The sequence below is a fragment of the Asticcacaulis biprosthecium C19 genome (assembly GCF_000204015.1).
GTDB lineage: Bacteria > Pseudomonadota > Alphaproteobacteria > Caulobacterales > Caulobacteraceae > Asticcacaulis > Asticcacaulis biprosthecius.
Genome location: NZ_GL883079.1, coordinates 148,734 through 173,684 on the forward strand (window position 1 = coordinate 148,734; position 24,951 = coordinate 173,684).

Annotated in this window: 21 protein-coding genes; 7 read left to right on the forward strand and 14 right to left on the reverse strand. The window is 61.3% G+C overall.

Translation table 11 applies throughout. The features are described from left to right. The first annotated feature begins 75 nt into the window (after nucleotides 1-75). Nucleotides 76-1,134, forward strand: a complete 1,059-nt coding sequence (locus tag ABI_RS15835) for a hypothetical protein (RefSeq protein WP_006274048.1) — start codon at nucleotides 76-78, stop codon at nucleotides 1,132-1,134. On the opposite strand, the gene ABI_RS15840 is transcribed toward ABI_RS15835, so the two are convergent. From ABI_RS15840 to kdpF, 6 genes are all read right to left on the reverse strand, one after another. Next, nucleotides 1,131-1,808, reverse strand: a complete 678-nt coding sequence (locus tag ABI_RS15840) for a response regulator (RefSeq protein ID WP_006274049.1) — start codon at nucleotides 1,806-1,808, stop codon at nucleotides 1,131-1,133. The two genes, ABI_RS15835 and ABI_RS15840, sit on opposite strands and share 4 nt — an antisense overlap. 82 nt (nucleotides 1,809-1,890) lie before the next feature. Continuing rightward, nucleotides 1,891-4,581: a DUF4118 domain-containing protein gene (locus ABI_RS15845; protein WP_040309502.1), complete on the reverse strand. Its 2,691-nt coding sequence runs from the start codon at nucleotides 4,579-4,581 to the stop codon at nucleotides 1,891-1,893. Then, the gene (gene kdpC / locus ABI_RS15850; protein ID WP_006274051.1) at nucleotides 4,578-5,144 is read right to left on the reverse strand and encodes a potassium-transporting ATPase subunit KdpC; all 567 of its coding nucleotides are present in this window, start codon (nucleotides 5,142-5,144) and stop codon (nucleotides 4,578-4,580) included. Before kdpC ends, ABI_RS15845 begins: the two co-directional genes overlap by 4 nt. Before the next feature lie 9 nt (nucleotides 5,145-5,153). Beyond that, nucleotides 5,154-7,217 (reverse strand): potassium-transporting ATPase subunit KdpB, encoded by a 2,064-nt coding sequence (gene kdpB, locus ABI_RS15855; protein ID WP_040309503.1) that lies wholly within the window; start codon nucleotides 7,215-7,217, stop codon nucleotides 5,154-5,156. A gap of 5 nt (nucleotides 7,218-7,222) precedes the next feature. Further along, complete coding sequence (gene kdpA / locus ABI_RS15860; RefSeq protein ID WP_211211182.1) at nucleotides 7,223-8,950, reverse strand: potassium-transporting ATPase subunit KdpA; 1,728 nt, start codon at nucleotides 8,948-8,950, stop codon at nucleotides 7,223-7,225. Between the two features lie 73 nt (nucleotides 8,951-9,023). Continuing rightward, a complete protein-coding gene (gene kdpF / locus ABI_RS15865) occupies nucleotides 9,024-9,116 on the reverse strand; it encodes a K(+)-transporting ATPase subunit F (protein ID WP_023452306.1) in 93 nt (30 codons plus the stop codon). Nucleotides 9,117-9,485: 369 nt separating this feature from the next. Between kdpF and ABI_RS15875 the strand changes: the two genes are divergently transcribed. Beyond that, nucleotides 9,486-11,681 carry a calcium-binding protein gene (locus ABI_RS15875; protein WP_157138960.1) on the forward strand — a complete coding sequence of 732 codons (2,196 nt, stop codon included), beginning with the start codon at nucleotides 9,486-9,488 and terminating at the stop codon, nucleotides 11,679-11,681. Between the two features lie 158 nt (nucleotides 11,682-11,839). Here the strand turns inward: ABI_RS15875 and ABI_RS15880 are convergent, their stop codons facing one another. Next, complete coding sequence (locus ABI_RS15880; protein WP_006274056.1) at nucleotides 11,840-13,093, reverse strand: MFS transporter; 1,254 nt, start codon at nucleotides 13,091-13,093, stop codon at nucleotides 11,840-11,842. Nucleotides 13,094-13,471: 378 nt separating this feature from the next. Between ABI_RS15880 and ABI_RS15885 the strand changes: the two genes are divergently transcribed. Next, on the forward strand, nucleotides 13,472-14,599 hold the full coding sequence (locus tag ABI_RS15885) for a lactonase family protein (protein ID WP_050808326.1): 1,128 nt from the start codon (nucleotides 13,472-13,474) through the stop codon (nucleotides 14,597-14,599). Here ABI_RS15885 and ABI_RS15890 read toward each other — a convergent pair. The 7 genes from ABI_RS15890 to ykgO all read right to left on the reverse strand — a co-directional run bounded on the left by ABI_RS15890 (nucleotide 14,583) and on the right by ykgO (nucleotide 21,429). Further along, nucleotides 14,583-16,937 (reverse strand): GH36-type glycosyl hydrolase domain-containing protein, encoded by a 2,355-nt coding sequence (locus ABI_RS15890; protein WP_006274057.1) that lies wholly within the window; start codon nucleotides 16,935-16,937, stop codon nucleotides 14,583-14,585. The two genes, ABI_RS15885 and ABI_RS15890, sit on opposite strands and share 17 nt — an antisense overlap. 3 nt (nucleotides 16,938-16,940) lie before the next feature. Then, nucleotides 16,941-18,305 (reverse strand): MFS transporter, encoded by a 1,365-nt coding sequence (locus ABI_RS15895; RefSeq protein ID WP_006274058.1) that lies wholly within the window; start codon nucleotides 18,303-18,305, stop codon nucleotides 16,941-16,943. A gap of 69 nt (nucleotides 18,306-18,374) precedes the next feature. After that, nucleotides 18,375-19,349, reverse strand: coding sequence for a glycoside hydrolase family 71/99 protein (locus ABI_RS15900; RefSeq protein WP_083811536.1), 975 nt, complete (start codon nucleotides 19,347-19,349; stop codon nucleotides 18,375-18,377). Further along, a complete protein-coding gene (locus ABI_RS15905) occupies nucleotides 19,342-19,734 on the reverse strand; it encodes a hypothetical protein (protein WP_006274060.1) in 393 nt (130 codons plus the stop codon). Before ABI_RS15905 ends, ABI_RS15900 begins: the two co-directional genes overlap by 8 nt. A 506-nt stretch (nucleotides 19,735-20,240) precedes the next feature. Further along, nucleotides 20,241-20,513, reverse strand: a complete 273-nt coding sequence (gene gapR, locus ABI_RS15910) for a nucleoid-associated protein GapR (RefSeq protein WP_006274061.1) — start codon at nucleotides 20,511-20,513, stop codon at nucleotides 20,241-20,243. A gap of 102 nt (nucleotides 20,514-20,615) precedes the next feature. After that, a complete protein-coding gene (locus tag ABI_RS15915) occupies nucleotides 20,616-21,218 on the reverse strand; it encodes an HAD family hydrolase (protein WP_006274062.1) in 603 nt (200 codons plus the stop codon). Nucleotides 21,219-21,303: 85 nt separating this feature from the next. Beyond that, complete coding sequence (ykgO, locus tag ABI_RS15920) at nucleotides 21,304-21,429, reverse strand: type B 50S ribosomal protein L36 (RefSeq protein WP_006274063.1); 126 nt, start codon at nucleotides 21,427-21,429, stop codon at nucleotides 21,304-21,306. 383 nt (nucleotides 21,430-21,812) lie between these two features. On the opposite strand from ykgO, the gene ABI_RS15925 reads away from it, so the two are divergent. The 4 genes from ABI_RS15925 to ABI_RS25740 form a co-directional block, all read left to right on the forward strand. Then, nucleotides 21,813-23,171, forward strand: coding sequence for a lytic murein transglycosylase (locus tag ABI_RS15925; protein WP_006274064.1), 1,359 nt, complete (start codon nucleotides 21,813-21,815; stop codon nucleotides 23,169-23,171). A 104-nt stretch (nucleotides 23,172-23,275) separates the two neighbouring features. Continuing rightward, on the forward strand, nucleotides 23,276-24,148 hold the full coding sequence (motA, locus tag ABI_RS15930) for a flagellar motor stator protein MotA (protein WP_006274065.1): 873 nt from the start codon (nucleotides 23,276-23,278) through the stop codon (nucleotides 24,146-24,148). Between the two features lie 308 nt (nucleotides 24,149-24,456). Next, the gene (locus tag ABI_RS15935) at nucleotides 24,457-24,648 is read left to right on the forward strand and encodes a hypothetical protein (RefSeq protein ID WP_006274067.1); all 192 of its coding nucleotides are present in this window, start codon (nucleotides 24,457-24,459) and stop codon (nucleotides 24,646-24,648) included. An 85-nt stretch (nucleotides 24,649-24,733) separates the two neighbouring features. After that, nucleotides 24,734-24,951, forward strand: a 218-nt coding sequence (locus ABI_RS25740; protein ID WP_040309505.1) for a hypothetical protein, incomplete at its 3' end; no start/stop codon positions are given.

Sequence of the window (24,951 nt, forward strand, 5' to 3'; positions counted from 1 at the left end):
CTAACCGCGGCGGCTGCTCCCCGGTAGCGCCCACACGCGATTGCGATTATGGTGTGGGCTGAGGGGGATGCCATCATGCATTATTTAAAATCTGTAACGCTCCTGGGCCTGGTAATGGCCATGGTTCTGGCCGGGCCTGCCGTGGCCAAGGGCCAGCCGAACTGGTTGCGCGAGGCGACTCCGGCGCAACGCGGTCAGGCAGAGATGTCTATTCGCGACATTGCCTTTCGTAACGGCCTGGGCGACGACGCGATCATTGCTCTGGTGACCATGGTAGACGCCCCGGCCGGGACGTCGCCGCAAGACCGGATTGCTGGAGCCTCCGGCCTGATCGACCACGCCCGCCACATCCGTAACATGCTCCACAGTCAGATTTCTGGCTTCTCCTATAAGCAGGACAAGGCGGTCGTCGCGGGATTGGGAAAGGTGCTCAAGGCTTTCAATCAAGGTCGTTTCGACAAGGCTGTCGCATATCTCGACGATCTCGTTCCAGTTGACGGGCGACCGACGATCGTGCCCGATCCGGAATGGCGGTTCCTGATCCAGATTCGCATGTCGATCGCCACCCTTATCGGCGACTACGACACGGCAATTTCCGGATTGCAGGCCGCACGCCGGGTTCGTGCCGACGCTGATCGTCCGCTGCGCTACTATCTCGCCTCGCTGGAAGCTGGCACTTGGTACAATAAGGGGCGGACGGACCGGACGGCGCTGCTGAAGTCGATCCAGCTCTATACCGATGAGGTTCTGCCGCTGGCGCCGCGCGATACGGCACCGCAGGATTGGGCGGCGACGCAAATGGCGCTGTGCATCGGCGGGCGCGTGCTGGGAAAAAGCGAAGACGGAACGGAGTCGCTCGACCATGCCATTGTGGCCTGTGATCGAGCGCTCGAGGTTGTGAAGCGCGAGGGGCAGTTGTTCGTGTGGGGCGAGCTTCAGGCGAACCTAGCCGAGGCGTGGGAGGCGCGTATGCAGCGCCAGATAGACCCCGTGGCGCGGAAGCAAGATGCCGCCAAGGCTTTGGAGCATTTCCGGCTGGCGCACCAGGCGTTCGGCCCGGAAAAGCACCGCCGCGATGGCTATGTCGTGGACCGGATTGACGCCTTGGAAGACTGGCAGAACGCAAACCCCTAGTCGGCGAAGCGATAGCCGATACCGGGTTCCGTCAGGATAAAGCGCGGGCTCAAGGGATCGTCCTTCAGCTTCTCGCGCAGATGCTGGGTGTGGATGCGCAGGTAGTGGTTCTGCTCGGTCGAGCGCCGGCCCCAGACGGCGTTCAGAAGCTGGGCGTGGGTCAAGACCTTGCCAGGGTGCTGGATCAGCGCGGTCAGCAGGCGGTACTCGATCGGCGTCAGGTGGACATCCTCGCCGTCCAGCCACACCCGTCGCGCCGACAGGTCCAGCCGCAAACCGTTGCGCTCGAAGATCTCCATCCTGGGGCCGGCGTCGCGGGCAGCGTGACGCAGGGCCACCTTGATCCGGGCCAGCAGTTCGCGCGGTGCAAACGGCTTGGTCAGGTAATCGTCGGCGCCGCTTTCCAGCGCCTCGATCTTGTCGGCCTCCTGCTCGCGCGCGGACAAAACGATGATCGGCACCTGCGACCATTCCCGCACCGCACGAATAAAGTCCTGACCGTCCTGGTCCGGCAGGCCGAGGTCGAGCAGGACCAGGTCCGGTTGGTTCAAGGTCAGGTTCTGCACGCCTTCCTTCGCTGTGGCGGCTTCCAGGACAGCATAGTCCTGAGCCGTCAAGGTGGCGCGCAGGTAACGGCGGATATCGCCTTCGTCTTCGATGATCAGGATTTTCATACGGTTGGTTTAGACTCTTAAGGAAGGGCCCCGCCCGGCGCTTCGCGCCACCCTCGCCGTAAACGGGGTGGGCAAAGAATGGTTAAGCCGATCGGCCAATGGTATTAGCCACCGGAAGGGTAAAGATAAAGCTGGCGCCGCCGGTGGGGTTGTTTTTGGCATAGATCAGCCCGCCATGGGCTTCGACAATGCCCTTACAGATGGCCAGGCCCAATCCCGTTCCGGAATTGCCGCGGTCGGATTTCAGATCGTTGTCGGTGTGAAACTTGTCGAAGACCTGGTCTTCCGTGCCCGGTTTCAGGCCCGGACCGTCGTCACTGATGCGCACGCGGACGCGGTCGGCGTCGGTTTCGAAGTTCAGGGTGATGATACCGTCTGCGGTGGTGTGGGCGATGGCGTTTTCGAGCAGGTTGATCAGGACCTGTTCGATCAGGGCACCGTCGATCGTCACCATGGGCAGTTGGCCGGCGGTGACGGTTCGGATCTGGCGGGCGCCCTTCTGCGCCTCGATGCGCTGGATGGCGGCACCGGCGATTTCCTGGATCAGATAGGGTTCGAAATTCAGCTTGAGCTGGCCCGATGTGATGGCCGCCATGCGCAACAGGTTGGAGACGAACTTCTGCAAGCGGGTCAGTTGCCCCCACAGGGCCGTCAGTTCGTCGACCGCCTCGCGCGGCAGCTTCTTGCGCATCTTCAGCAAGGACGACACCGCCCCGCCCATGACCGTGAGGGGCGTTTTCAGGTCGTGCGACAACGAGGCCAGCAAGACGTTGCGCAGCTTTTCGTTCTCGCTTTCGACGCGGGAGGCCTCGGCGTCCGCCCCCTGACGCGCGCGTTGGAAGGCGCCGGCGATCAGCGAGGCCACGGTCTCGAAAACCAGTTGTTCGGCGCTGGTAAACTGGCGAACGCGATCGCGCGGCGTCAGGGACAGCACACCGAGGTCAGCCGCTTCGGCCGTCAAGGGCAGGTAAAGTCCGCTGGCCGAGGGCAGGGTGTCGGTATGGCGCCCGGCAATCTGATGATTGTGCATCACCCAGTGCAGGACGCCCAGTTCGCGCGGATCGTCCTCCGCCGGGCCGGTGACCTGGCGGCCGCCGCTCCACAGGCGAACCTCGACGTCGAAGGCCGGCTCCAGGCAGCGGGCGGCGACGGTGGCCATGGCCTCGACTCCGCGCGCCGCCGACAGGTGTCGCGACAGGTCGTACAAAAGCCGGGTCTCGGTTTCACCCTGGCGCGCCAGGCGCACATGCAACGATAACCGCGCTGTCAGCGAGCCGACGATCAGCGAGGTCGCCAACATGACGGCGAAGGTCACGGCATAGCTGATATTGTCGAAGGTGAAGCTGTAATAGGGTTCGATATAGAACCAGTTGAACGTCGCGACCGACAGGACCGACGCCAGGACGGCGGGGCCGATGCCGAAGCGCGCCGCCACGATCACCACGCCGGTCATGTACAGCATGATGAAGCTGTCGGGATCGATCAGGTGGCGGAAGGGCAGCCCCATCAAGGTGCACACCGCCACCGCCAGCACCGCCATAAGGTGGTCGCGAGGGCGGGCGACCAGGGCGGACCATCGCGGGGGCTCGCGTTCGACGGTGGGGTCCGCTACGGCGTCGGCGTTCAGCGTGGTGATTTCCAGTCCCGCGGCCTGGGCGATCAGCTTCTGGGACAGGCCCTGTTGACCCGTGGCGCGCCGCCACCACGGTTGGCGGCTGTGGCCCAGGACCAGGCGGGTAAAGCCGTTCCTGCCGGCATAGTCGAGGATGGTGGCGGCTGCCGCGCCCGCGTTTAGTCGCACGACCCGCCCGCCGAGCTTTTCAGCCAGGCGCAGATTGTGTTCCACCCGCAACCGCGCCTTGGGCGACAGGGTCTCATGCCGGTCGGTTTGAAGGTACAGGGCGAACCAGGGCGCGCGCGAGCGGTCGGCCATGCGTTTGGTATGGCGGATCAGGCGCGACGACAGCGAATCCGCGCCCACCAGGACCAGGATCTTGTCACCGGTTGCCACCTCGCTTTGGCCGTGCGCAGCGTTGAGTTGGTCGTTTTGGGCGTCGACCCGCTCGGCGGCGCGACGCAGGGCGATTTCACGCAGGCGGCCGAGATTGGCTTTCTTGAAAAAGTTGTCGGCGGCGCGTTGGTGGGCGCCATCGGCGACATAGACCTTGCCGGCGGCCAGGCGTTGCAGCAGTTCGTCCGGTGGGATGTCGATCAGGGCGATCTCATCGGCCGCGTCGAACACCGTGTCGGGGACAGTTTCCTTGACCCAGACGCCGGTCAGCTTGGCGACCACATCGTTTAGGCTTTCCAAGTGCTGGACATTGAGCGTGGTAAAGACGTCGATGCCGTTGTCGAGCAATTCCTCGACGTCCTGCCAGCGCTTGGGGTGGCGTGAACCGGGGGCATTGGTGTGGGCGTATTCATCGACCAGGATCAGGGAGGGGCGGCGCGCCAGAGCAGCATCGAGGTCGAACTCGGTGACCTGGACGCCGCGATGATCGATGACCTTGCACGGCAGAACCGGCAGGCCTTCGATCAGAGCCAGGGTTTCCGGCCGGCCATGGTGTTCGACGATGCCGATCTCGACGTCTCGGCCGTCCTTGTGCAGGCGGCGGGCTTCGCTCAGCATGGCGAAGGTCTTGCCAACCCCGGCCGAGGCGCCGAAGAAGATTTTCAAGCGTCCGCGCGCGTCTTCGCCCCCGTCACTGGTGACGAGGGCGAGGAGCTTGTCGGGGTCGGGGCGCCCCTCGTTATGTTTAGTGTCAGGGTTCACTTCTGCTTGCCGTCGAGTCGGAGATTGACCTGTAACACATTGACGCGCGGTTCGCCGAGAAGGCCCAGGGTCGGTTGTTCGGTGGAGGCTTCGATCGCCGAACGGACCTTGGCCTCGGACAGTCCGCGTGCCTGGGCGATGCGGGGGACCTGAAGGTCGGCCGCCGCCGGGCTGATATGCGGGTCGAGGCCTGAGCCCGAGGCGGTGATCAGGTCGACCGGGACGGGGCCTGAGACGCCCATGGCCTCGCGTCGGGCGGTTGCCGCTTCGATCAGGGCGGGGTTGTTGACGCCGTAGTTGGAACCCGACGAGGCACCGGCATTGAAGGGCGCTGGTCCCGTGGCGGAAAGGCGGCCCCACAGATACTGCGGCTGGGTGAAGTTCTGGCCGATGAGGGACGAGCCGATCACGGTATTGCCGTTGCGGATCAGGGAGCCTTCTGCCTGACTGTGGAAGGCGGTCTGGGTGATGGCCAGGGTGGCCAGGGGATAGGCGCCACCGAACAGCAGGGTGAAGAAGGCCAGCGAGGCGAGGGTGGGTTGGATGTGTTTGAGGAGGGACATTTTGAGATCCTAAACCAGACCGACCATGGTCAGGCCCATGTCGATGATTTTGATGCCGATAAAGGGCGTGACGATCCCACCCAAGCCGTAGATCAGGGCGTGGCGCGTCAACAGGGTCGAAGCCGGTTCGGCGCGGTACTTGACGCCTTTCAGGGCCAGCGGGATCAAGGCGATGATGATCAGGGCGTTGAAGATGACCGCCGCCAAAATTGCGCTCTGGGGCGACGACAGGCCCATGATGTTCAGCAGGCCGAGCGCCGGGAAGGTGGTGGCGAAGGCAGCCGGGATGATGGCGAAATACTTGGCCAGGTCGTTGGCGATGCTGAAGGTGGTCAGGGCGCCGCGCGTCATCAGCAGTTGCTTTCCGATTTCAACGATCTCGATCAGCTTGGTCGGATCGGAGTCGAGATCGACCATGTTGCCGGCTTCCTTGGCCGCCTGGGTGCCGGAGTTCATCGCCACCGCAACGTCGGACTGGGCCAGGGCCGGGGCGTCGTTGGTGCCGTCGCCGACCATGGCGACCATTTCGCCGCCTTCCTGCATTTTGCGGATATATTTCAGCTTGGTCTCCGGCGTGGCCTGGGCGACGAAGTCGTCAACCCCGGCTTCAGAGGCAATGGCCGCGGCGGTCAGCGGGTTGTCGCCGGTGATCATCACGCTCTTGATGCCCATGCGGCGCAGTTCGGCCAGGCGCGCCTTGATGTCCGGCTTGACGATATCCTTGAGGTGGATGACGCCCAGGACCTTGGGGCCTTCGGCGACCATCAGCGGCGTGCCGCCCTTGCGGGCGATGTCGTCGATGGCGGTCTTGGCTTCCGGGGGAACCAACCCGCCCTTGAGGTTGATCAGGCCGGAAATGGCGTCACCGGCGCCCTTCATGATGTGGCGTTCATTGATGACCACACCCGAAACGCGCTGTTCCGCCGAGAAGGGGATAAAGGTGGCCTCGACGTCTTCGGCTTTGCGTTCGGGCAAACCGAACTGGCCGCGCGCCAGGGCGACGATGGAGCGGCCTTCCGGGGTTTCATCGGCCAGGGATGACAGTTCCGCAGCCTCAGCCAGTTGCTGGGCGCTGACATTGAGCACCGGCACGAATTCTACGGCCTGGCGGTTGCCGAAGGTGATGGTGCCGGTCTTGTCGAGCAACAGGACATTGATGTCGCCGGCGGCTTCGACGGCACGGCCCGAGGTGGCGATGACATTAGCGCGGATCAGCCGCTGCATGCCGGAAATGCCGATGGCCGACAACAGCCCGCCGATGGTGGTCGGGATCAGGCAGACCAGCAGGGCGATCAGAACCGTAATTGTGATCACCGAACCGGAACCCGCCCGCTCGACGCTGAACAGCGAGAAGGGCAGGAGGGTGGCTGTGGCCAGAAGGAAGACCAGGGTCAGGGCCGCCAGCAGGATCGACAGGGCGATCTCGTTCGGCGTCTTCTGGCGCTTGGCCGATTCGACCAGGCCGATCATCTTGTCGAGGAAGCTTTCGCCCGGATCGGCGGTGACCCGGACGATGACCCAGTCGCTGAGGACGCGGGTGCCACCGGTGACGGCGTCGCGGTCGCCGCCGGATTCGCGGATCACCGGCGCCGACTCGCCGGTAATGGCGCTTTCGTCGACGCTGGCGATACCTTCGATGACCTGGCCGTCGGCGGGGACGACGTCGCCGGCCTCGATCCGGACGACGTCGCCCTTGCGCAGGGAGGTGGCCGCGACGACAGTCTGGTTTTTCGACTTGTCCAGTTTTTTGGCCGGGACGTCGCGGCGGGCCTTTTTCAGGCTGTCGGCCTGGGCCTTGCCGCGGCCTTCGGCCATGGCTTCAGCGAAGTTGGCGAACAGGAGGGTGAACCACAGCCAGAAACAGATCAGGCCGACGAACCACACCGGTTGACCACCGCCGATGATATTACCGGGATCGGCCAGCATGACGGTCAAGATGACGGTGGTGATCACCGACCCGACCCAGACGAGGAACATGACCGGATTGCGGACCTGATAACGCGGGTCAAGGCGCGCAAAAGCCTGGAGAACGGCTGACATCAAGTCGGATTTGGATTTTACTGTCGTGGACATGGAGATCAGCCCTTGATCATGTTGAGGTGTTCGATGACCGGACCCAGGGCGAGCGCCGGGGCATAGGTCAGGACGCCGACCAGGACGATGGTTCCGATCAGGACGACGACGAACAGGGGGGTATGGGTGGGCAGGGTGCCGGCTGAGGCCGGTACGGTTTTCTTGGCGGCTAAGGAACCGGCGATGGCCAGGACCGGCAGCAGGACGAAGAATCGCCCGAACAGCATGCAAAGACCCAGCAGGCTGTTGTAGAAGGGGTTGTTGGCGCCGAGGCCGGCAAAGGCCGAACCGTTGTTATTGGCCGCCGAGGTGAAGGCATAGAGGGCCTCCGAGAAACCCTGCGGGCCAGGATTGTACAGGCCCGCCTGGCCCGGGGCGGTCAGGACGGCGGCCGCGGTGCAGATCAGGACCGGGGCGGATGGGAACAGGACGGCGATCGAGGCCATCTTGATCTCAAAGGCGCCGATCTTTTTGCCGAGATATTCCGGCGAGCGTCCGACCATCAGCCCGGCGATAAACACCGTGAGAATGACGAAGATCAGCATGCCGTAGAGGCCGGAACCGGCCCCGCCATAGATGACTTCGCCGAACTTCATCAGCAGCATGGGGATGGCGCCGCCCAGCGGAGTGAAGCTGTCGTGCATGGAATTGACGCTGCCGTTGGACGCGGCGGTGGTGGCGGCGGCCCAGATGGCGGAGTTGGCTATGCCGAAGCGGGTTTCCTTGCCTTCCATATTGCCGCCTGCTGCATCGGCGCCGGCAGCGATCAGGTGGGGATTGCCCGCCTGTTCCAGGCCGATGCAGGCGATGGTCATGGGTACAAAGACAAGAGTCATGGCGGCGAAGATGGCAATGCCCTGGCGTTTGTCGCCGATCATGCGGCCAAAGGTGAAGCACAGGGCGGCCGGGATGATCAGGATGGAGATCATCTCGATGAAGTTGCTGAACGGGGTCGGGTTCTCGAACGGGTGAGACGAGTTGGTATTGAAGAAACCGCCACCGTTGGTGCCCAGCATCTTGATGGCTTCCTGCGACGCCACGGGGCCCAGCGCAATCGTCTGGTCGGCGCCTTCCAAGGTCTTGGCGACGACGTAAGGTTCCAGGGTCTGGATGACGCCCTGCGAGGCCAGCAGGACGGCAAGGATCAAGGACAGGGGCAGCAGGATGTAGAGATTGACCCGGACCATATCGACCCAGAAATTGCCGAGTTTGTCGGTGGCCAATCTATCACTGGAGTGACGCGACAGGCCGCGGATGAGGGCGGTCAGGACGGCGATGCCGACGGCGGCAGAGACGAAGTTTTGCACCGTCAGGCCGGCCATCTGGCTGAAATAGCTCAGGGTGGTTTCACCGCCATAGGATTGCCAGTTGGTGTTAGTGACGAAGCTGACCGCCGTGTTGAAGGCCAGATCCGGCGTCAGACCGGGCAGGTTCTGCGGGTTGGGTGGGATCGAACCCTGCGCCAGCAGCAGGCTGAATAGCAGGATAAAGCCGCCGAGGGAGAACAGGATGACGGCGGTGGCGTAGTCCTTCCAGGTCATTTCTTGTTCTGGGCGGACATTGCAGGCGCCGTAGATCAGCTTTTCGACCGGGGCGAGGATGGGGGTGAGCAGGTTGCGCTCGCCCGACAGGACGCGCGCCATGTAGAGGCCCAGCGGCACGGCCACAGCCGTGAGCACAAGCATGTAAAGCGCAAGCTGTAGCCAGCTTGCGGGTGTGATACCGAACAGCATGCCGGTAGCTCCTTAAGCCTCATGCCAAAAAGTGGATGGCCGCTTTTTGGATAAACATGAGGCGTTGCTAAGATTAGGGGAAAAGTTCGGGTTTGATCAGGGCGACGATCAGGTAGCCAGCGAGGCCCAGAGTGATGATGCCGGCGGCGATGTAGAGGGCAGTCATGATCCCTCCCTCAGGCTGTCAGCAAAGGCGACGAAAGCCAGGCACAGGCCGAAGAAGCCTGCCCCGGCCAGAAGATAGACGATGGCCATATGGGCCCTCCGTTCGATCAATGGGAACGGTGGGTGGTTTAGGCGCGATCGCATATGGCCGGCGTATAGATGCGAAAAGTGCGCGTATAGATTCCGTATAGGCCGTGATCGGCGGACACCGTTGGTGCTGCGAAGTGCAATCGATGTCGTTGCGGGTTATGGCTTCACGCCTGGATGACATTGCCGTCATAAGGCGGACTTGCGGTAGCCGCGCTCTGTGATCCTGTTTAGATTCGCCGCCAGCGATAAGAACAGTGGAAACGACCCAAAGGAACTGACCATGACCAAAGCGTTCAACCGGTTCAGTGCGTTCGCAGGCGGGATCAACCAGGCCATCTATTACGGCACCATCGCCAATGACACCTATGTAGGCACCTCCGACAACGACCAGGCCGACGGAAATAGCGGTGACGATTACCTCGACGGCGCCGGCGGCAATGATTTTCTCGTCGGGGAGCGTTACTGGGAGCTTGTCGGCAACGACACCCTGATCGGCGGGGACGGCAACGATAATCTGAGCAGCCTGGGCGGGATCGACGTTCTGGATGGCGGCGCCGGCATCGACTTCGTCGAGTATGTCCAGACCTATGCGACCGTGTCCTATCTGTTCGATGTCACGGCCATGGCGACGACGACCGGCGTGACCCTGGCGGACGGCACCATAATTCGCAACGTCGAGCGCGCGCATTTCGACGCGGGGCTGGGCAATGACACCTTTATCGGCGGTTCCGGAAGTGACACTTTTTTAGGCGGTGGCGGCAACGATCTGGCGACCGGCGGTTCCGGCGAAACCTATCTGTCGGGCGGCGCCGGCAATGATACGCTATCGGGCGGCGGCGGCGTGGACCGGCTGAGCGGCAACGAGGGCAATGACAGCATCACCGGTGGCACGCACAACGATTTCCTGCATGGCGATTGGGGCAATGACACGCTGTTTGGCAATACGGGCAACGACCGCCTGGAAGGCAGTGATGGCGACGATCTGTTGAACGATACCTCCGGCGCCAACATCCTGCAGGGTCATTCCGGCAATGACACCATCACTGCAGGTAACGGCAATGACAGCATCTGGGGCAACGCCGGTGCCGACTTGATCGAGGCCGCTGGTGGAAACGACACTATTTATGATGACGACAGTGTTTCCACGCGTGGGAATGACACCATCAGTGCGGGTGGTGGCGACGATATCGTCAGCCTCTGGGGCGGCGCGGATGCGATCGATGCCGGCGCAGGCCAGGACAGTTTCACGCTGTGGTATGGCGGGCTGAGCGATGATTTCCTGATCGATGTATCCCAGGCGCACACCAGTGCCGGCTCGATCTTCTCGACCGGTACGGTGATCCGCAATGCCGAATTCTTCAAAATCTATACCGGTAGTGGCGACGACACCCTGGTCGGGACGGCCCATGACGATGTGATCGAAACCGGCTCAGGCGATGACTCGATCACCGGCGGCGATGGCAACGACAGCATAACCGGTGGGTTGGGCTATGACTTTATTGATGGCGGCGCCGGGAACGACACGATCTGGGTGGCGCAGCCCGATATCTCGGAAGGCGATACCCTGTACGGCGGCGATGGAAATGACGCACTCTACGGCACGCGGACCGGCGACGATGTCCTGATGGGCGGGGCGGGGAATGACTCGATCTACGGCCATTTCGGCAATGACACGGTCTCCTATGCCGACGCCACGGCTGGGGTGACGGTCGATCTAAATCTGGCGACGCAGGCGACGGGTGGCAGCGGGACGGACTGGCTCGACGATATCGAGAACCTGATTGGCTCGGAGTTAAACGATAACCTCTTGGGTGACGGCGCTGATGGGGTGATGCAAGGCCTCGGCGGCAATGACACGGTGGCGGGCAGTTCCGGCCACGACACGATCAGCGGCGATGATGGCAATGATAACCTGTCGGGTGGAACGGGTAACGACGTGCTTATGGCCGGTGACGGTGACGACCTGATCCAGGCGGGGGCCGGTGATGACTCGATCGACGGCGGGCTGGGTTTGGATACGATGAGCTACTCCACCGCCACGGCGGCGGTCACGGTCGACCTGGCGCTGGCGGTGTCACAGGCGACCGGCGGGGCGGGGTCGGATATGTTGCAAGCGATCGAAGGGCTCATCGGGTCCGGTCACAATGACACGCTGTCGGGGGATGGTGGTGACAACAACCTGGATGGGCGTGCCGGCAATGACATCCTGAATGGCGGTGCAGGCAAGGATATCCTGAGCGGGAAGGCAGGGCTGGATATCTTCCTGTTCGGAATCGGCAGTGGGCTGGACGTGATCAACGATTTCAGCGCGACCGATGGCGACCTGATCAATGTCAATGCCTATACCGGCGGGGTGGCCAGTCCGGGAGCGGTTACTCAGACAGGCTCCAGTGTCACCATCGACCTGGGTGGGGGGAATGCGATCACCGTTTTCAACGCCAGCCAGGCCGATGTGCTCAGTCATATGGTGTGGTAAGAGACTGCTTGCAAATTCGCCAGGCTGGCCTGCAAAGTGCTGTTTTCTGCGCTTCCGGTGCTCACGTACTTGAGTATGCTCCGCTCCGGTTCTCGAAACCAGCCCTTTTCGGCTCAGCCTTGAAGGCAAGCCTGACCCATTTTCAAAGCAGTCTCTCGTCAGACTTCGGTCTTGATGCCGCCGACGATCTCGGCCTGGACGCGGATGACCTTGTCAGCCTTCAGATCGTAGAAGCCGATAATGATAGCGCCGAGCGCCGCCATGCCCGCCGGAACCAGACCGATCAGGATCCGGATATGGTCCAGCAATTCGGTTGAGGCCTCGGTATTGGCGGTGTAGCCCTGCGCTGTCAGGGCCCAGGCGATCAGGGCGACGGCCACGGCGGCGCCGATCTTGCGCGCCACCATGATCATCGAAAAGGTCATGGCGGTGGCGCTTTTGCCCGTGCGCCAGGCGTTGAAGTCGGCGACGTCGGCGTACATGGCCATAGTGATGGCCCAGATCGGACCAAGGGCCAGGCCGCTTATCAGTTGGCAGAAAAGAATCATGCCCAGTTGATCGTTCGGCGCGAGGTAAAGGCCTAGGCTGGAGGCGGCGACGATGCCCAGCATGATGGCGATCAGGCTGGGGCGGCTTAGCCAGCGCGTCAGGGTCGAGGTGGTGGCGGCGCCGGCGGCGAGGCCCAGGCCGAACAACATGGTGAAGCCGGTCACCAGGTCAGGATCGCCGACATAGTATTTGATGTAGTAGGGCGCGACGCCTGTATGCAGGGCAAACGCTACCATCTGGACGAACCCGAGCCCGAACAGGGCAAGCCACGGCCGGCAAGTGAACAGGTCGCCGACGTCGCGCAACGGATTGGCGTGCGGCGCCGACTGGGGCGTAAAGCGTTCGTGGGTATTGAGGAACAGGTTGATGAAGACGCCGGCGGCCAGGACACCGAAGATGGTCATGGCGAACTGCCAGCCCAGGGCCTCCTGTCCAGGGCCGGTAAAGCCGACCAGTTTCGGCGTCAGCCAGGTCAGGAAGACCATGGCCAGGAAGCCACCGCCGAAGCGAGCGCTCATCAGGTATTCGCGCTGGCTGGAATCGGGGGTGAGGGCGCCCGACATGGCGTTATAGGGCACCATTATGGCGGTGTAGATCAGGTTCAGCAGGCAGAAGCTGACATAGACGGCGGGTAGGCGGGTGTCTTCGGTGAAGCTGGCCGTCGAAAATGCCAAAACGCCCGCGGCTGCCAGGGGCAGGGACAACCAGAGGAACCACGGGCGATAGCGGCCATAGGCTGTGCGGGTGCGGTCAGCAATGGCAGCGAAAACGGGATCGGCGATGGCGCTGGTGATGCGCATGGCGACCAGAAGGCCACCAACCGCCGCGGCGCTGAGGCCCACAACGTCGGTGAGATACAGCATCAAAAAAAGCTGTCATCGGCGCCCAGTAAAGGTTAAAGCCGATATCGCCCAGGCTGTAGCTCACGGTTTCGACGGTGCCGACCCGCTGATAGGCCGCAACGTCAGCCCTGGAAGATGCAACTTTCGCCATGTTTGTTTCACCCACTCCGATTGGGGAGTATGGCGGAATTATGTGAGGAAACCGTAAAACCAGCGCCGTAAAACGCGAGTTATGACGTTTTTTGCTTCGAAAAATCATAGGTTTACCAAATTGATCGCCCGTGAAGGTTGTGCAAACAGTTGGGGCGATGTTTGTAAAACCGAAATGGCGGTGAGAAATTGCTGGCGAGCCCGCACCAAGGTGGCTACGACTATCGCCAAAGATTGAAAGGAAAGCTGATGACGACGTCCATTTTGAACCGCCGTACGCTGATGGTCAGTGCCCTGGCGATTGCCACCGCACCAGCTTGCGCGCAGACAAAGGAAGGCGCCGCTGCTGCGGGTAATTTGAACCTGTTTGTCGGCACCTATAATGGCGACGATGCCAAGGGCGTCTATCCGCTGACGTACAGCGCTTCGGCGGATTCCTGGACGGTTGGCCAACCGGCGCCTCAGGTTGAGAATGTCTCATTCGGTGCCTACAGCCCGAAGTTCAAGCGGCATTATCTGCTCAACGAAAAGGACGACGGCAAGGTCGGCGCCTGGACCGTGGCGGAGGGTGTGTGGACGCTGACCAGCGAACAGTCGGCGGAAGGTTCGTCGCCATGCTACGCCGCCCTGTCGAAGGACGAAAGCGTCCTGGCCGTGGCCAATTACGGCGGCGGCAATGTCGTGGTCTATCCCTTGAGCGACAAGGGCGAATTGCTGGCGCCGATGGCCAACCGCAAGAATGCTGGTTCGGGGCCCAACAAGGACCGCCAGGAAGGCCCGCACGCCCACTGGGTGCAGTTCTCGCCGGACCAGAAGCACATTTACAGCGTCGATCTCGGCACCGATCAGGTCCTGGCCTACGCTTTCGACGGCAAGACGGTTGGTGAACCGGTCGTGGCCTTCCAGGCACCGCCGGGTTCGGGGCCGCGCCACCTGGCTTTCCACCCCAACGGCGAGGTTGCCTTGCTGGTCACCGAGCTCAACAACCTGTTGATCAGCTTGAAGAAAAATTCTGATGGCAGCTTTACCCAACTCCAACAGGCTCCGCTGTTGCCGGCGGATTTTGCCGGCAAGAGCCAGGCCGCGCATATCGCCGTTAATGCTGCCGGCACGCGCGTCTATGCCTCCAACCGCGGCCATCACAGCATCACCGTGTTCGAAACTGACGGCTCTGGCGCGTTGAAGCTGCTGCAGATCGCGCCGACTCTCGGAGACTGGCCGCGCTTCTTTGCCCTCTATGAAGCCCAGAAGCGCGTTATCGTCGCGCATCAGCGCAGCAACGATATCGTTGTCTTCACGCTCAATGATGACGGTACCTTGACACCGAAGGACCAGAAGATCGCCGTGCCGCGGCCGGTCTTTATCGGCGCGGCGTAACCACTTCGATTTTATAGGTTTTTCCGGCCTCAAAACCGCTGACCAGATCGCCATCAACCGTTGCTGTCGGGCAGGTGACGGTGGTCTTGGCGGCGGTGTCGTGGCTGCGGATGTCGATGTCGAAAACGGCGCCGCGGAAGCACCGGGTGATGCGCGCCTGCGGCCACTGCGACGGCAGTTGCGGCGAGATGCGAAGGCCCTCGCGGCAGCCCTTGAGGCCGAAAAGGCCTTCGATGACGCTGCGATAGATCCAGGACGCCGTGCCGGTGTTGAACAGGTGCGACGAGCGGCCAGACGCATCTGGAAACTGGCGGTGGGCACCGCGATAGTAGTTGGGCACGAAGACAGGCATTTGACCGCGGCGCAGATAGTCGGCTTCGTCCGGTCCGACCAGCATTTTGCGTAACAGTTCGAAGGCCTTGTCGCCTTCGCCGACCTGGTAGAGGCTGTAGATGTAAAAGGCGGCGGCGTGGTTGTAGACCGAGCCGTTTTCGGCGACGCCGGGGAACTTCTGGGTCAGCCGGCCGACGTCTTCGCGCATGTGGGTGTAGGCGGGCGCGATCATCTCAACGCCGTAGGGCGTCTCAAGCTGTTCTTCGATCGCCTTGATCATCAAGGTTTTTTTGCCGTTGCCCGCAAGCCCGGCCATAAGCGCGAAGCTTTGCGGGTTGAGATAGATGCGGCCTTCTCCGTCAGCCTTGACGCCGAAGATGACGCCGTCATCGGTGATGCCGCGGCCGTACCAGTCGCCGTCCCACAGATGGGTATTGGCGGCGTCGCGAAACTGCTCAATGGCGGCTTCGAATAAGGTCGGATCGCGACCGTCGCGGGTGAGGATCTGCGCCCACAGCTTCAGGCCATAGGCGGTGGCAATGGTCAGCCAGCCCGAGACGCCCTTGCCCTTCCAGCCGACCATGTTCATCGGGTCGTTCCAGTCGCCCTGCTCGATGAAGCTGAGGCCGCGTTGGTCGACCTTTTCGATCAACCATTGCATAGCCCAGGAAACCCGGTCGCGGACGGTTTTGGACTGGCCGGTTTCCTGGTCGGTCACGGTTTCGTCGAGGACGGCATAGTCGCCGGTTTCGTCGAGATAGGCTTCCAGCAGCATGGGCAGCCAGACGCAGTGATCGGTGTGCGGAACCTGGTTGATATATTTCAGTTCGGCGCCGTCATAGAGGGTGATGCCGTCAGGCATGGATCCATTGGCATGCTGTTGCGACAAGGCTTTGAGCAGTGTGGCGCGGGAGGATTCTGGTCGGACATAGACATTACCCAGTGCGTCCTGAAGGAAGTTTCGCGTCTGCGGATCTGTGGTCAGGCGGTTGGTGTCGCCGTGGTAATAGACCTGGCGTGGCAGCCAGGTATTGACGAAGTATGTAAGGTGATTGTCGCCAAAATCAATATTGATCGATCCGCGGCCTTGCGCCATGTAGGCGGCATACTCTGTTCGGGCGCGTTCGAAGCCTTCGGCCGACAGCCAGGTGTCTTTGACCCGCTGAATCTCGGCATGATCGAACGCCGGCCCGAACAAGAAGCGATGGGTAACCGTTTCGCCCGGCGACAGGTCGTGATCGAATTGTAGGGCGGCGATCGGATTTTCGTAACGCGAGATGCCATTTGCCAGTCGATCCGCGATCAGGGCGTCGGGATGGTGAAGACCGCCTTCGCCTTCAAACGGCCGCTGACGGGTCTCAAACGCCACCGGTGTCTGTTCGCTTAGGAGGAAGACCTTGTCCTTCAGGTCCTTGTTCTTGAAATAGTCGGCGACCTTTTGATAGGGCGTGACGCAATCGCCGACGATGGCATTCAGGCCGGGATCGTATGCGGCCGACTGGCTCATCCAACTCATCAGCCCCAGGGGAAAGGCCGGGTAAAGGCTCAGACGACGCGGTGCTTCACCGTTGATCAGCCGCAGTTCCCACAGTTCGACGGCTTCGTCGACCGGCAGGCTAAGTTCGAGTTCCAGCCGCAGACCGTTCTGTTCCAGGACCCAACCGATGCTTTCGGGCTTTGCCTCGAAGGCGAACCGGTCCCAGGCGCTGCGGACCGGTTCATAAGGCGCCGAACGCAGATCGCCGCTGTCACGGTCCTTCAGGTAGAAGAAGCGGCCGGGGTGGTGGGCGTAGGTGCCCTGTTCCGGGAGCATGAAGTGCTTCTGTTCCAGGATTTGGGCGCGGGCGTATTTGGACGGTTCCGGCTGCATAAACTGGGCGGTGGCGTAGCCGCGGGCGTTCATATGGATCATCATCCGCTTGTTCCACAGGTAACCTGCGGCCAAGGGGAGGGCGGTCGGGCTGTTGAGACGGCACAGCCGGGCTTCGAAATCGATCAGGGACATGGATTAGTTTTGGGCTTTGCGCGCGTCCAGGTCGGCCTGGATGGTTTTCAGCCTGGTATCGTCGAGATTATAGAAAAAGAGGACGGCGACGGAGATGAAGGCGACAGCGCCGGGAACGAAGCTCATCAGCAGGACGATGCCTTCTTGCGATGCGCCGGTCTGGGCCTGTTTGGCGACGTAGCCCATGGAGGCGAGAACCCAGCCGATGACGGCCGAAGCCAGGGCGGCGCCCATCTTTTGCGAGAAAGTAGCGGCGGCAAAGGTCATGCCGGTGGCGCGGCGGCCGGTCTTGTGCTCGTTGTAGTCGGCTGCATCGGCATACATGGAGAAGGTCAGCGGCGATTTCGGGCCCAGGCACAGGCCGATGGCCGCCTGCAGCCCGTACATCAGGACAATATCGCCCTTCGGTACGAAATAGAAGGCGCAGGACAGTATGCCGACCAGGGTCATAAGGATGATCAGCAGCCGTTTCTTGTCGATAAACCGCGTCAGAACGGGGGTAAGTAGCGAACCGAGCGCCAGGGCCATGCCGTAGACGGTCAGGAAGGTGGCGGCATCTGCGTCGCTGCCGCCGGCAAAGTATTTGATATAGTAGATGCTGGCGCCAGCACGGGTGCTGATGGTGACCATGATGATCAGGGCCAGGATGAACAGGATCACCCACGGGCGGTTCTGCATCAGGTCGCCGATGTCCTTGAACGGGCTAACCTTTTCTTCCGAGCCGGGCTGGATACGCTCACGCGTCACCACGGCCAGGACGGCAAACAGGAAACAGGCCAGCAGTCCATACAGCCCCATTGTGGCCGGCCAGCCGTCGACGACGCCCTGCTTGTCGAACCAGGCGACGAATTTCAGGGTGAAATAGTTGACGAAGGTGGTGCCCAGGAAGCCGCCGACGAAACGGAAGCTGTTGATCTGGGTGCGGATCTGCGGATCGTTGGTTATCACCGCCGACAGGGCGCCATAAGGTATGTTGGCGACCGAATAGAGCGCTCCCAGGGTGCCGAAGGTCAGGGCGGCATAGACCAGTTTCGCGTTCAGCGACAGGTCAGGGGTGATGAAGGTGATGACCCCGAACAGGGCCAGCGGCAGGCTGCCCCACAACAGCCAGGGACGGAAGCGGCCCCATTTCGATTTCGTGCGATCGGCGATGGCGCCCATGACCGGGTCGACGCAGGCGTCGATCAGCTTGACCACCAGAAGCATGGTGCCGGCGGTGGCGGGGGCCAGACCGAAACTGTCGGTATAGAAGTACAGCAGGAAGGACGAAATCGTGGCCCAATAGAGGTTGAACCCAAAATCGCCGAAGCCATAGGTAATGCGTTCCAGCCACGAAGGCTTGCCGCCGCGTTGCGTCGTTTGTGTCATCTTCCCAACCGTATTGTTTTCTTCGTTGGGAAAGGTGTTAGCAGCCGAACGCTGTTTTGGCCAGCGCTGTCACCTCAAAAAGCGTGCGCTCTTTTGCCGGCAGGTGAGCAGTTCGCGGTCGCCATTACGTTGTGAGGGTTCGATTTCCGATCCTTCGTGCCATTCGTTGAACGACACAATCAGGATCCAGTCGGGATCGGCGGCGATGGCGGCGTCCCACAAGGCGCGGAACAGCTTGCCGTTGTCACGGGCGACGACCGGGCGGGGTTTGGGGCGGTCGGGGACGAGCCGGTCGTCGAACCCGGGCAGGATGGTGGCGGTCTTGACCTTGAGGCCCGCCTGGTAGCCGATCCAGCCGCTATAGAACTGACGCTGCCACAGCCATTCGAAATCATGTTTTTGACTGAGGTAGAAGGCCATGTCGTAGATGTGGACGCCGTCGACATGGGGGGCGCGTTCAGCGATTTGATTGCGGCCATTCCCGGTCGTGATAAAGGCCAGGGCCTTCGGTGCTTTGGTTTCGATGAGTTTCCGGGCGCGTTTCCAGCCGTCCAGGCCAATCGTCTGCAGGACGCGGTCGTAGAGGAAAACCACCTTTCGGCCGTCCAGAGTCAACCATTGTTTATGGCCGGTGTGCTTGGCGTGGAGATACAGGACCTGCTCGGCCAAGGCTTCGGGCGTCGTGGCATTCTCGACATAGGCACAGACCTTGAGGTCGGTCTTGGTGGCCGCATCAAGCAGCTTAGGCAATTGTTGATCAGTCGGATCGCCCGGTCCCCACCACGAGGCGATGAAACCGGTGATGCCGTTGGTTTTCGCCTGCTGGACATGGCGGGCGATGACAACGTCGTCCTGGCTGTCATAGGGGCCCGTGACCGGCGTGTTGGGTGAGCCGGGATTTTGCCAGTGGGCCTGGGGGTCTTTGGTGCGGTACCAGCCGTAATAGAAGGCCAGGACCTCTTTTCTCGATCGCGTTGCGGCCACAGCGCGCAGCGGCGCGAGCACCAGGGCCGACATGGCCGTAAGCAGACTACGCCTAAGCATCAGGTTTGGCCTTTCGCGCCTTCTTGCGGATTTCGTTGAGCTTTACGCCCTGTCGCAGGGACAGGGTGCCGTTCATCGCGCCCTTGTCGGGATCGGCGAAGGCCCGGCCATAGGTTTTGACGCGTTCGGCGACGCCTTCGATGAAGTCGCTTTCCCAGGGCGACAATTCGACGCCGGAGGTGGCGGCGTCGTGTCGGGCCTTTTCCAGGGCGCGCAGGGTCGCGTTTTGCAGGGACTTTTGCTGGGCCTTGCGTTGTTCGGCCGGCGAGGGCGGGGCGGTCTTCATCCCGCCACCCTGCTTCATGCCTGAGGTCTTCAGGGCCGTGTTGGTCTGAAACGCCTTGGTGCGCTGGAGCGGCTTTCCGGGTTTGGAGGTGAAGGCCATGGCAGGGATTTGAGCATCCCGTGACGAGGCGTCAAGTCTGGATTGCATTGGGCCGGTGGAATTAAACCACGGAAGGCACGGAAACGCCGCTACGCGGCGGCACGGAAAACACTGAAACGTGGCGCTGATCGGCGCGAAGCGCATTCCTTATGATGCACGCATTGAAGCGCTTTGCGCCGTCGGTGTTGACACCCTGAATTCCGTTTTTTCAGTGTCGCCGCGCAGCGGCCTCCGTGTGGTCCGTGTTCCCATTCTTTGTTCCAGAGAACTCCCAACCCGTCGGCCCGCCGCTGACATTTGAGGGGAACACGGACAACACTGAAGCGCCGCTTTGGCGGCGTGCTCGGAAGTCACGGAATTCAAGGCTGCAATTCTGCCGGCGCATGAACTTATGCACCAGGCGAGGAAGGCGCTTCGCGCGGGAGGTACAGACACCGGAATTCCGTTTCTTTCCGCTTTTTTCTGGGGGTTCCGTCGTTTGATTCCACAAACGGCCGACGAATATCTTACATCCCGATGGCGGACATGTAGAGGTCCAGAATCGCTTCTTCCTCGTCGCGCTTGGCCTTGTCCTTCTTGCGGATCGATACGACCTTGCGCAGGATCTTGACGTCGAAGCCTTCGCCCTTGGCTTCGGCATAGACTTCCTTGATGTCGTTGGCGATCACAGCCTTGTCTTCTTCCAGACGCTCAATCCGCTCGATAATGGTGCGCAGGCGTGTCTGGGCGGCGCCGGAGATCACGTCGTTGGAGGTAATGGAGGCGGCATCATCGGCCATGGTCGTAATCCTGATACAAAAAAGGGATGGGCTTAACCATAGCCAAGGTGATTCGCGACCTCAACGCCCAGTTTGCTGGCAGGGCCGATCGCCTGTGGATAGTTATAGGATGCCGGCCGCTACCAGGGCCGGACGCAGGGCCTTCGGATCCTGGAAGAGATGGGTGAGGAAGCCCATGTTTCGGGCGGCATCAATATTGACGCTGCTGTCGTCTATGAAAAAGATATCCGCCGCTGGCAGGCCCAGCCGCTGCAGGGTGATGTCGTAGATGGCCGGATCGGGCTTGATCACCCCCTCTACACCGGAAATGATGATGTCGCGGAAATAACCAAAGACAGGGCTTTTCGAGAAGACCATGGCCGATTTTTCGACAGGCATGTTCGTCAGGGCATATAAAGGCACGCCCTTTTGGTGCAGATCTTCGATCGTGGCGACGGATTCGGGTACCAGATCGCCCAGCATCTCTTCGAAACGTTCGTCGAAGGCCTGGATTTCCGCTGCATAGGACGGGTGGGCCAGCAAGCGTTCCTTGCGGTTCTCGGCAAAGGTCACACCGGCATCGTGGGCGGCGTGCCACGACATTGGCACCACGGTTTCCAGCACGAAGGCGCGGCGGACCGGGTCGGCGACCATCTTGTTGTAGAGATTGGAGGCATGCCAGGTGATGATGACATTGCCGATATCGAACAGAACCGCCTTAACCATAATTCTCATCCGGGCGTGAAAAAACGCTTGAAATCCAGGGACTTCAAGCGTTCGTTTCAGCTAATGAAAGCGAAGGGCGTAAGGCTTAGCCTTGCTTGGCCTTGAAGCGCGGGTCGGTCTTGTTAATGACATAGACGACGCCTTTGCGGCGCACGATCTTGCAGTCGCGATGGCGACCCTTGAGCGACTTGAGCGAGCTGCGGACTTTCATGGTTCTACCCGAAAATGAATGTGTTATGTCAACCTGGCGCGACGCGGGGCATGACAAGAGCGGAGGTCTCTAGGGGAGCGCCTCAATTTTGTCAACGCGATAAAGCAGGGTGAATTCAGAATTTCCTGCCCCAGTGTCCTAAATTCTGAAATTCGCTTGTGTTTGATATCGGCCTCAGGTGAATTTCAGAGTTTAAGGGACTCTCGTGATTATTAAGTTTTAGTGTCGTTCAGATTTCGAAGTTCGTTGCGCAGGCTATATCAAAAACGTACGAACTTCGAAATCACGACACTAGGGCGTTATTTTCATCACGTGTGTGGCCTTTAAAGCCTTGGAAAGGGAATCGCAATCGGGGTAAACTTGCCTCAAACCCGGGAGCTTCTATGCGTCTTCGTTATGTCAGCCTGTTCGCCCTGTTGAGCGCCTGCGCCACCGACACGCAGTCGCCGGCGCCTGTGCCGCACGCGCCCGTTGCCCCGCCTGCTGCCGCAGGTGAGCCTGCGCCGGCACAAGTTCCAGGGGCGGGGAGTTCGGCTTCATCAACGCCTGCCGCGGCGGAGCCGGCACCGGCGCCTGTGCCGACCATAAGCTACAGCAACTTCGACCAGTGGAAGCAGAACTTCATCAGCAAGGCGGCCTCGCGCGGCTTCGACCCGGTCTTTACGTCGCAGGTTCTGGAAAACGTCCAGCCGCTGCAGAACGTCCTGTCATCTGACAATCAGCAGCCGGAATTCTCCAAACCAGCCAGTTCCTATATGCGCCAGGCCGTCAGTCCGACGCGTGCCGCAGCGGCGCGGACGAGACTGGATGCCAACTTCAATGTCCCCGTGATCGTTACCAAGTTCGGTGTCCCAGCGCATCTTCTGGGCGGAATCTGGACGATGGAAAGCGACCTGGGTCGTGTCCAGGGGAATATAGACGTTATCTCGGCCCTGGCGACCCTGGCCTATGACGGTCGGCGCCGGGTGTGGGCGGAGGACGAACTCATCGCCTGCCTGACCATCCTGCGCGACCATAAGATCAGCCGCCAAACCCTGAAAGGGTCCTGGGCCGGGGCGATGGGCCAGACCCAGTTCCTGCCCGACAACTATCTGCGCCTGGGCGCGGACGGTGACAATGATGGGGTCGTCGATATCTGGAAATCCGACTCGGACGCCCTGGCGTCGTCGGCGAACCTTTTGTCGAAGGCTGGCTGGAAACCCGACCAGGATTGGGCCGTTGAGGTGCTCTTGCCGGCGGGCTTTGACTATTATCTCGGTGAGACAGCCAAGAAAACGCCCGCCGAATGGGCGGCGCTGGGCGTAAAGCGCGCTGACGGCGGCTACTGGCGTGCGTCAGAGCAGGCGGAGGCGACGACCCTGCTGTTGCCGTCGGGGGCCAAGGGGCCGGCCTTCCTGGCCTTGCCGAACCATTACGCTATTCGAAAGTACAATAATTCGACCAGCTATGCCCTGGCCGTTGGACTGATCGCCGACCTGATCGCGGGCAAACCGGCTCTGACGACGCCGTGGCCGACGGAACCGCCGCTCAGCCTGGAGCAACGCAAGAAGTCGCAGGAAGCCTTGAAGGCGGCGGGCTACGATATTGGCACCGTCGACGGCGTCATCGGCGTCAAGACGCGCCAGGCGGTTCGTGAATGGCAAAAGGCGCGCGGCGAGGTGGCGGACGGCTATCTCAGCTTCGACCTGGCCAACCGGTTCGTTGTCATGCAGGGCGGTACGCCGGCAACACCACCTTCCTGACCGGCGCATCCGGTAAAGATTCACGGTTAAAACGTTCCGTTAAGAAACCGGGCCTTAAGGATTAACCACGATAGTGACGACAAAGAATCGTTCGTGGGCCCCTTATGTTTCAGATCATCGGTATTGTTCTTCTGTTTGGCATGGTGTTCGGCAGCTATATGCTGGCCGGGGGCAATTTTGCGCCCATCATCGAAGCCGCCCCGCACGAACTGATGGCCATCGGCGGTTCTGCCGTGGCGGCCAGTCTGATCGGCAATTCGCTGACGACCCTGAAAGGCATGGGCGGCGGTATGGGCAAGGTCTTCGGCGGTCCCAAGTGGAAGGCGTCCGATTACCGTGACCTGTTGTCGCTGCTGTTCCTGCTGACCAAGACGATGAAGTCCAAAGGTGTCATCGCTCTGGAAAGCCACATCGAAAAGCCCCACGATTCCAGTATCTTCAAGCGCTTCCCCAAGATCGTGAAAGATCACTTTGCCGTCGATTTCATCTGCGACACGCTGCGCATGATGACGATGAACCTCGAAGACCCGCATCAGGTCGAAGACGCCATGGAAAAGCAACTCGAAAAGCACCACCATGAGGCGCTGCACCCGGCCCACGCGCTGCAGAACATGGCCGATGCCTTGCCGGCCCTGGGGATCGTCGCCGCCGTTCTGGGCGTTATCAAGACCATGGGCTCCATTACGGAACCACCGGAAGTTCTCGGCGCCATGATCGGTGGCGCTCTGGTTGGTACCTTCATGGGCGTGTTCCTGGCCTATGGCCTGGTCGGTCCGTTCGCCACACGCATGTCCGGCGTGATTGAGGAAGAGAGCGCCTTCTACAAGATCATTCAGTCGGTGCTGGTCGCCCACCTGCACGGCAATGCTGCCCAGATTTCGGTCGAAATCGGCCGCGGTTCGATCCCGACGCCGTCGCAACCCTCCTTCCTGGAGATGGAAGAGGCGCTCAACAATATTCCGGCCGAAGCGGCCTGACCGGCGATATCCGCGCCACCACCGCAGCGCGAATCACGAGCCTTGCGGTGTCATGCCGCGGTTCTGGCGACCCATTCATGCTGCCCTGCAGCACAGCCCCGGTGGGTTTCGCCCTATGACGGGGGCTTTGCGGGTTGGGGACAGCCCAATTTTCATCCTTTCTGTTGAAAAAGGCGATCACAATCGCATCTTCGATCACAGTTTTGTGAAATAGCACTTGCGGGACTCAGGCGTTTTGAGTATGACTCGATCCGTGGGCGTAGGCTTCAAGGTCCTGACGCTCTAACGTTAGAATTAAGGATCTGATCATGACCTCCAAAATCGTCCGCGTCGCCCTGATCGCCGCTGTTGCCGCTGCTTCGCTGTCCGTCGCTGCTTGCCAGCCGAAGGCCGCTGAAGAAGCTGCTGAAGCTTCGGTCGCCGCTTCGGAAGCCGTTGTCGAGTCGGCTGAAGCCGTTTCGGCCGCTTCGGTCGAAGCTTCGGAAGCTGCTTCGCACTAATCAATTCGCCTCAGGGCGATATGATGAAGGGCCGCACCTATGGTGCGGCCCTTTTTCGTGCCGTAATCCTGAGCTAGGAAGAGCCATGCGCCCGATTCTGATTCCCTTGATGTTCGCTGTACTGAGCCTGGCCGCCTGCGGTGAAAAGGCCGAAGATGGCCATGAGGCCGCTGAAGCCGAAGCCCCGGTGGATATGCCGATGGACGCGGCCAGCGCCGACGCCCAGGCCGCTCTGGAAGCCGCCGCGGCCGCTGAGCCTGTCGCTGTGGAAGCCGGATCAGCCTCCGCGTCGCCGGCGTCGGC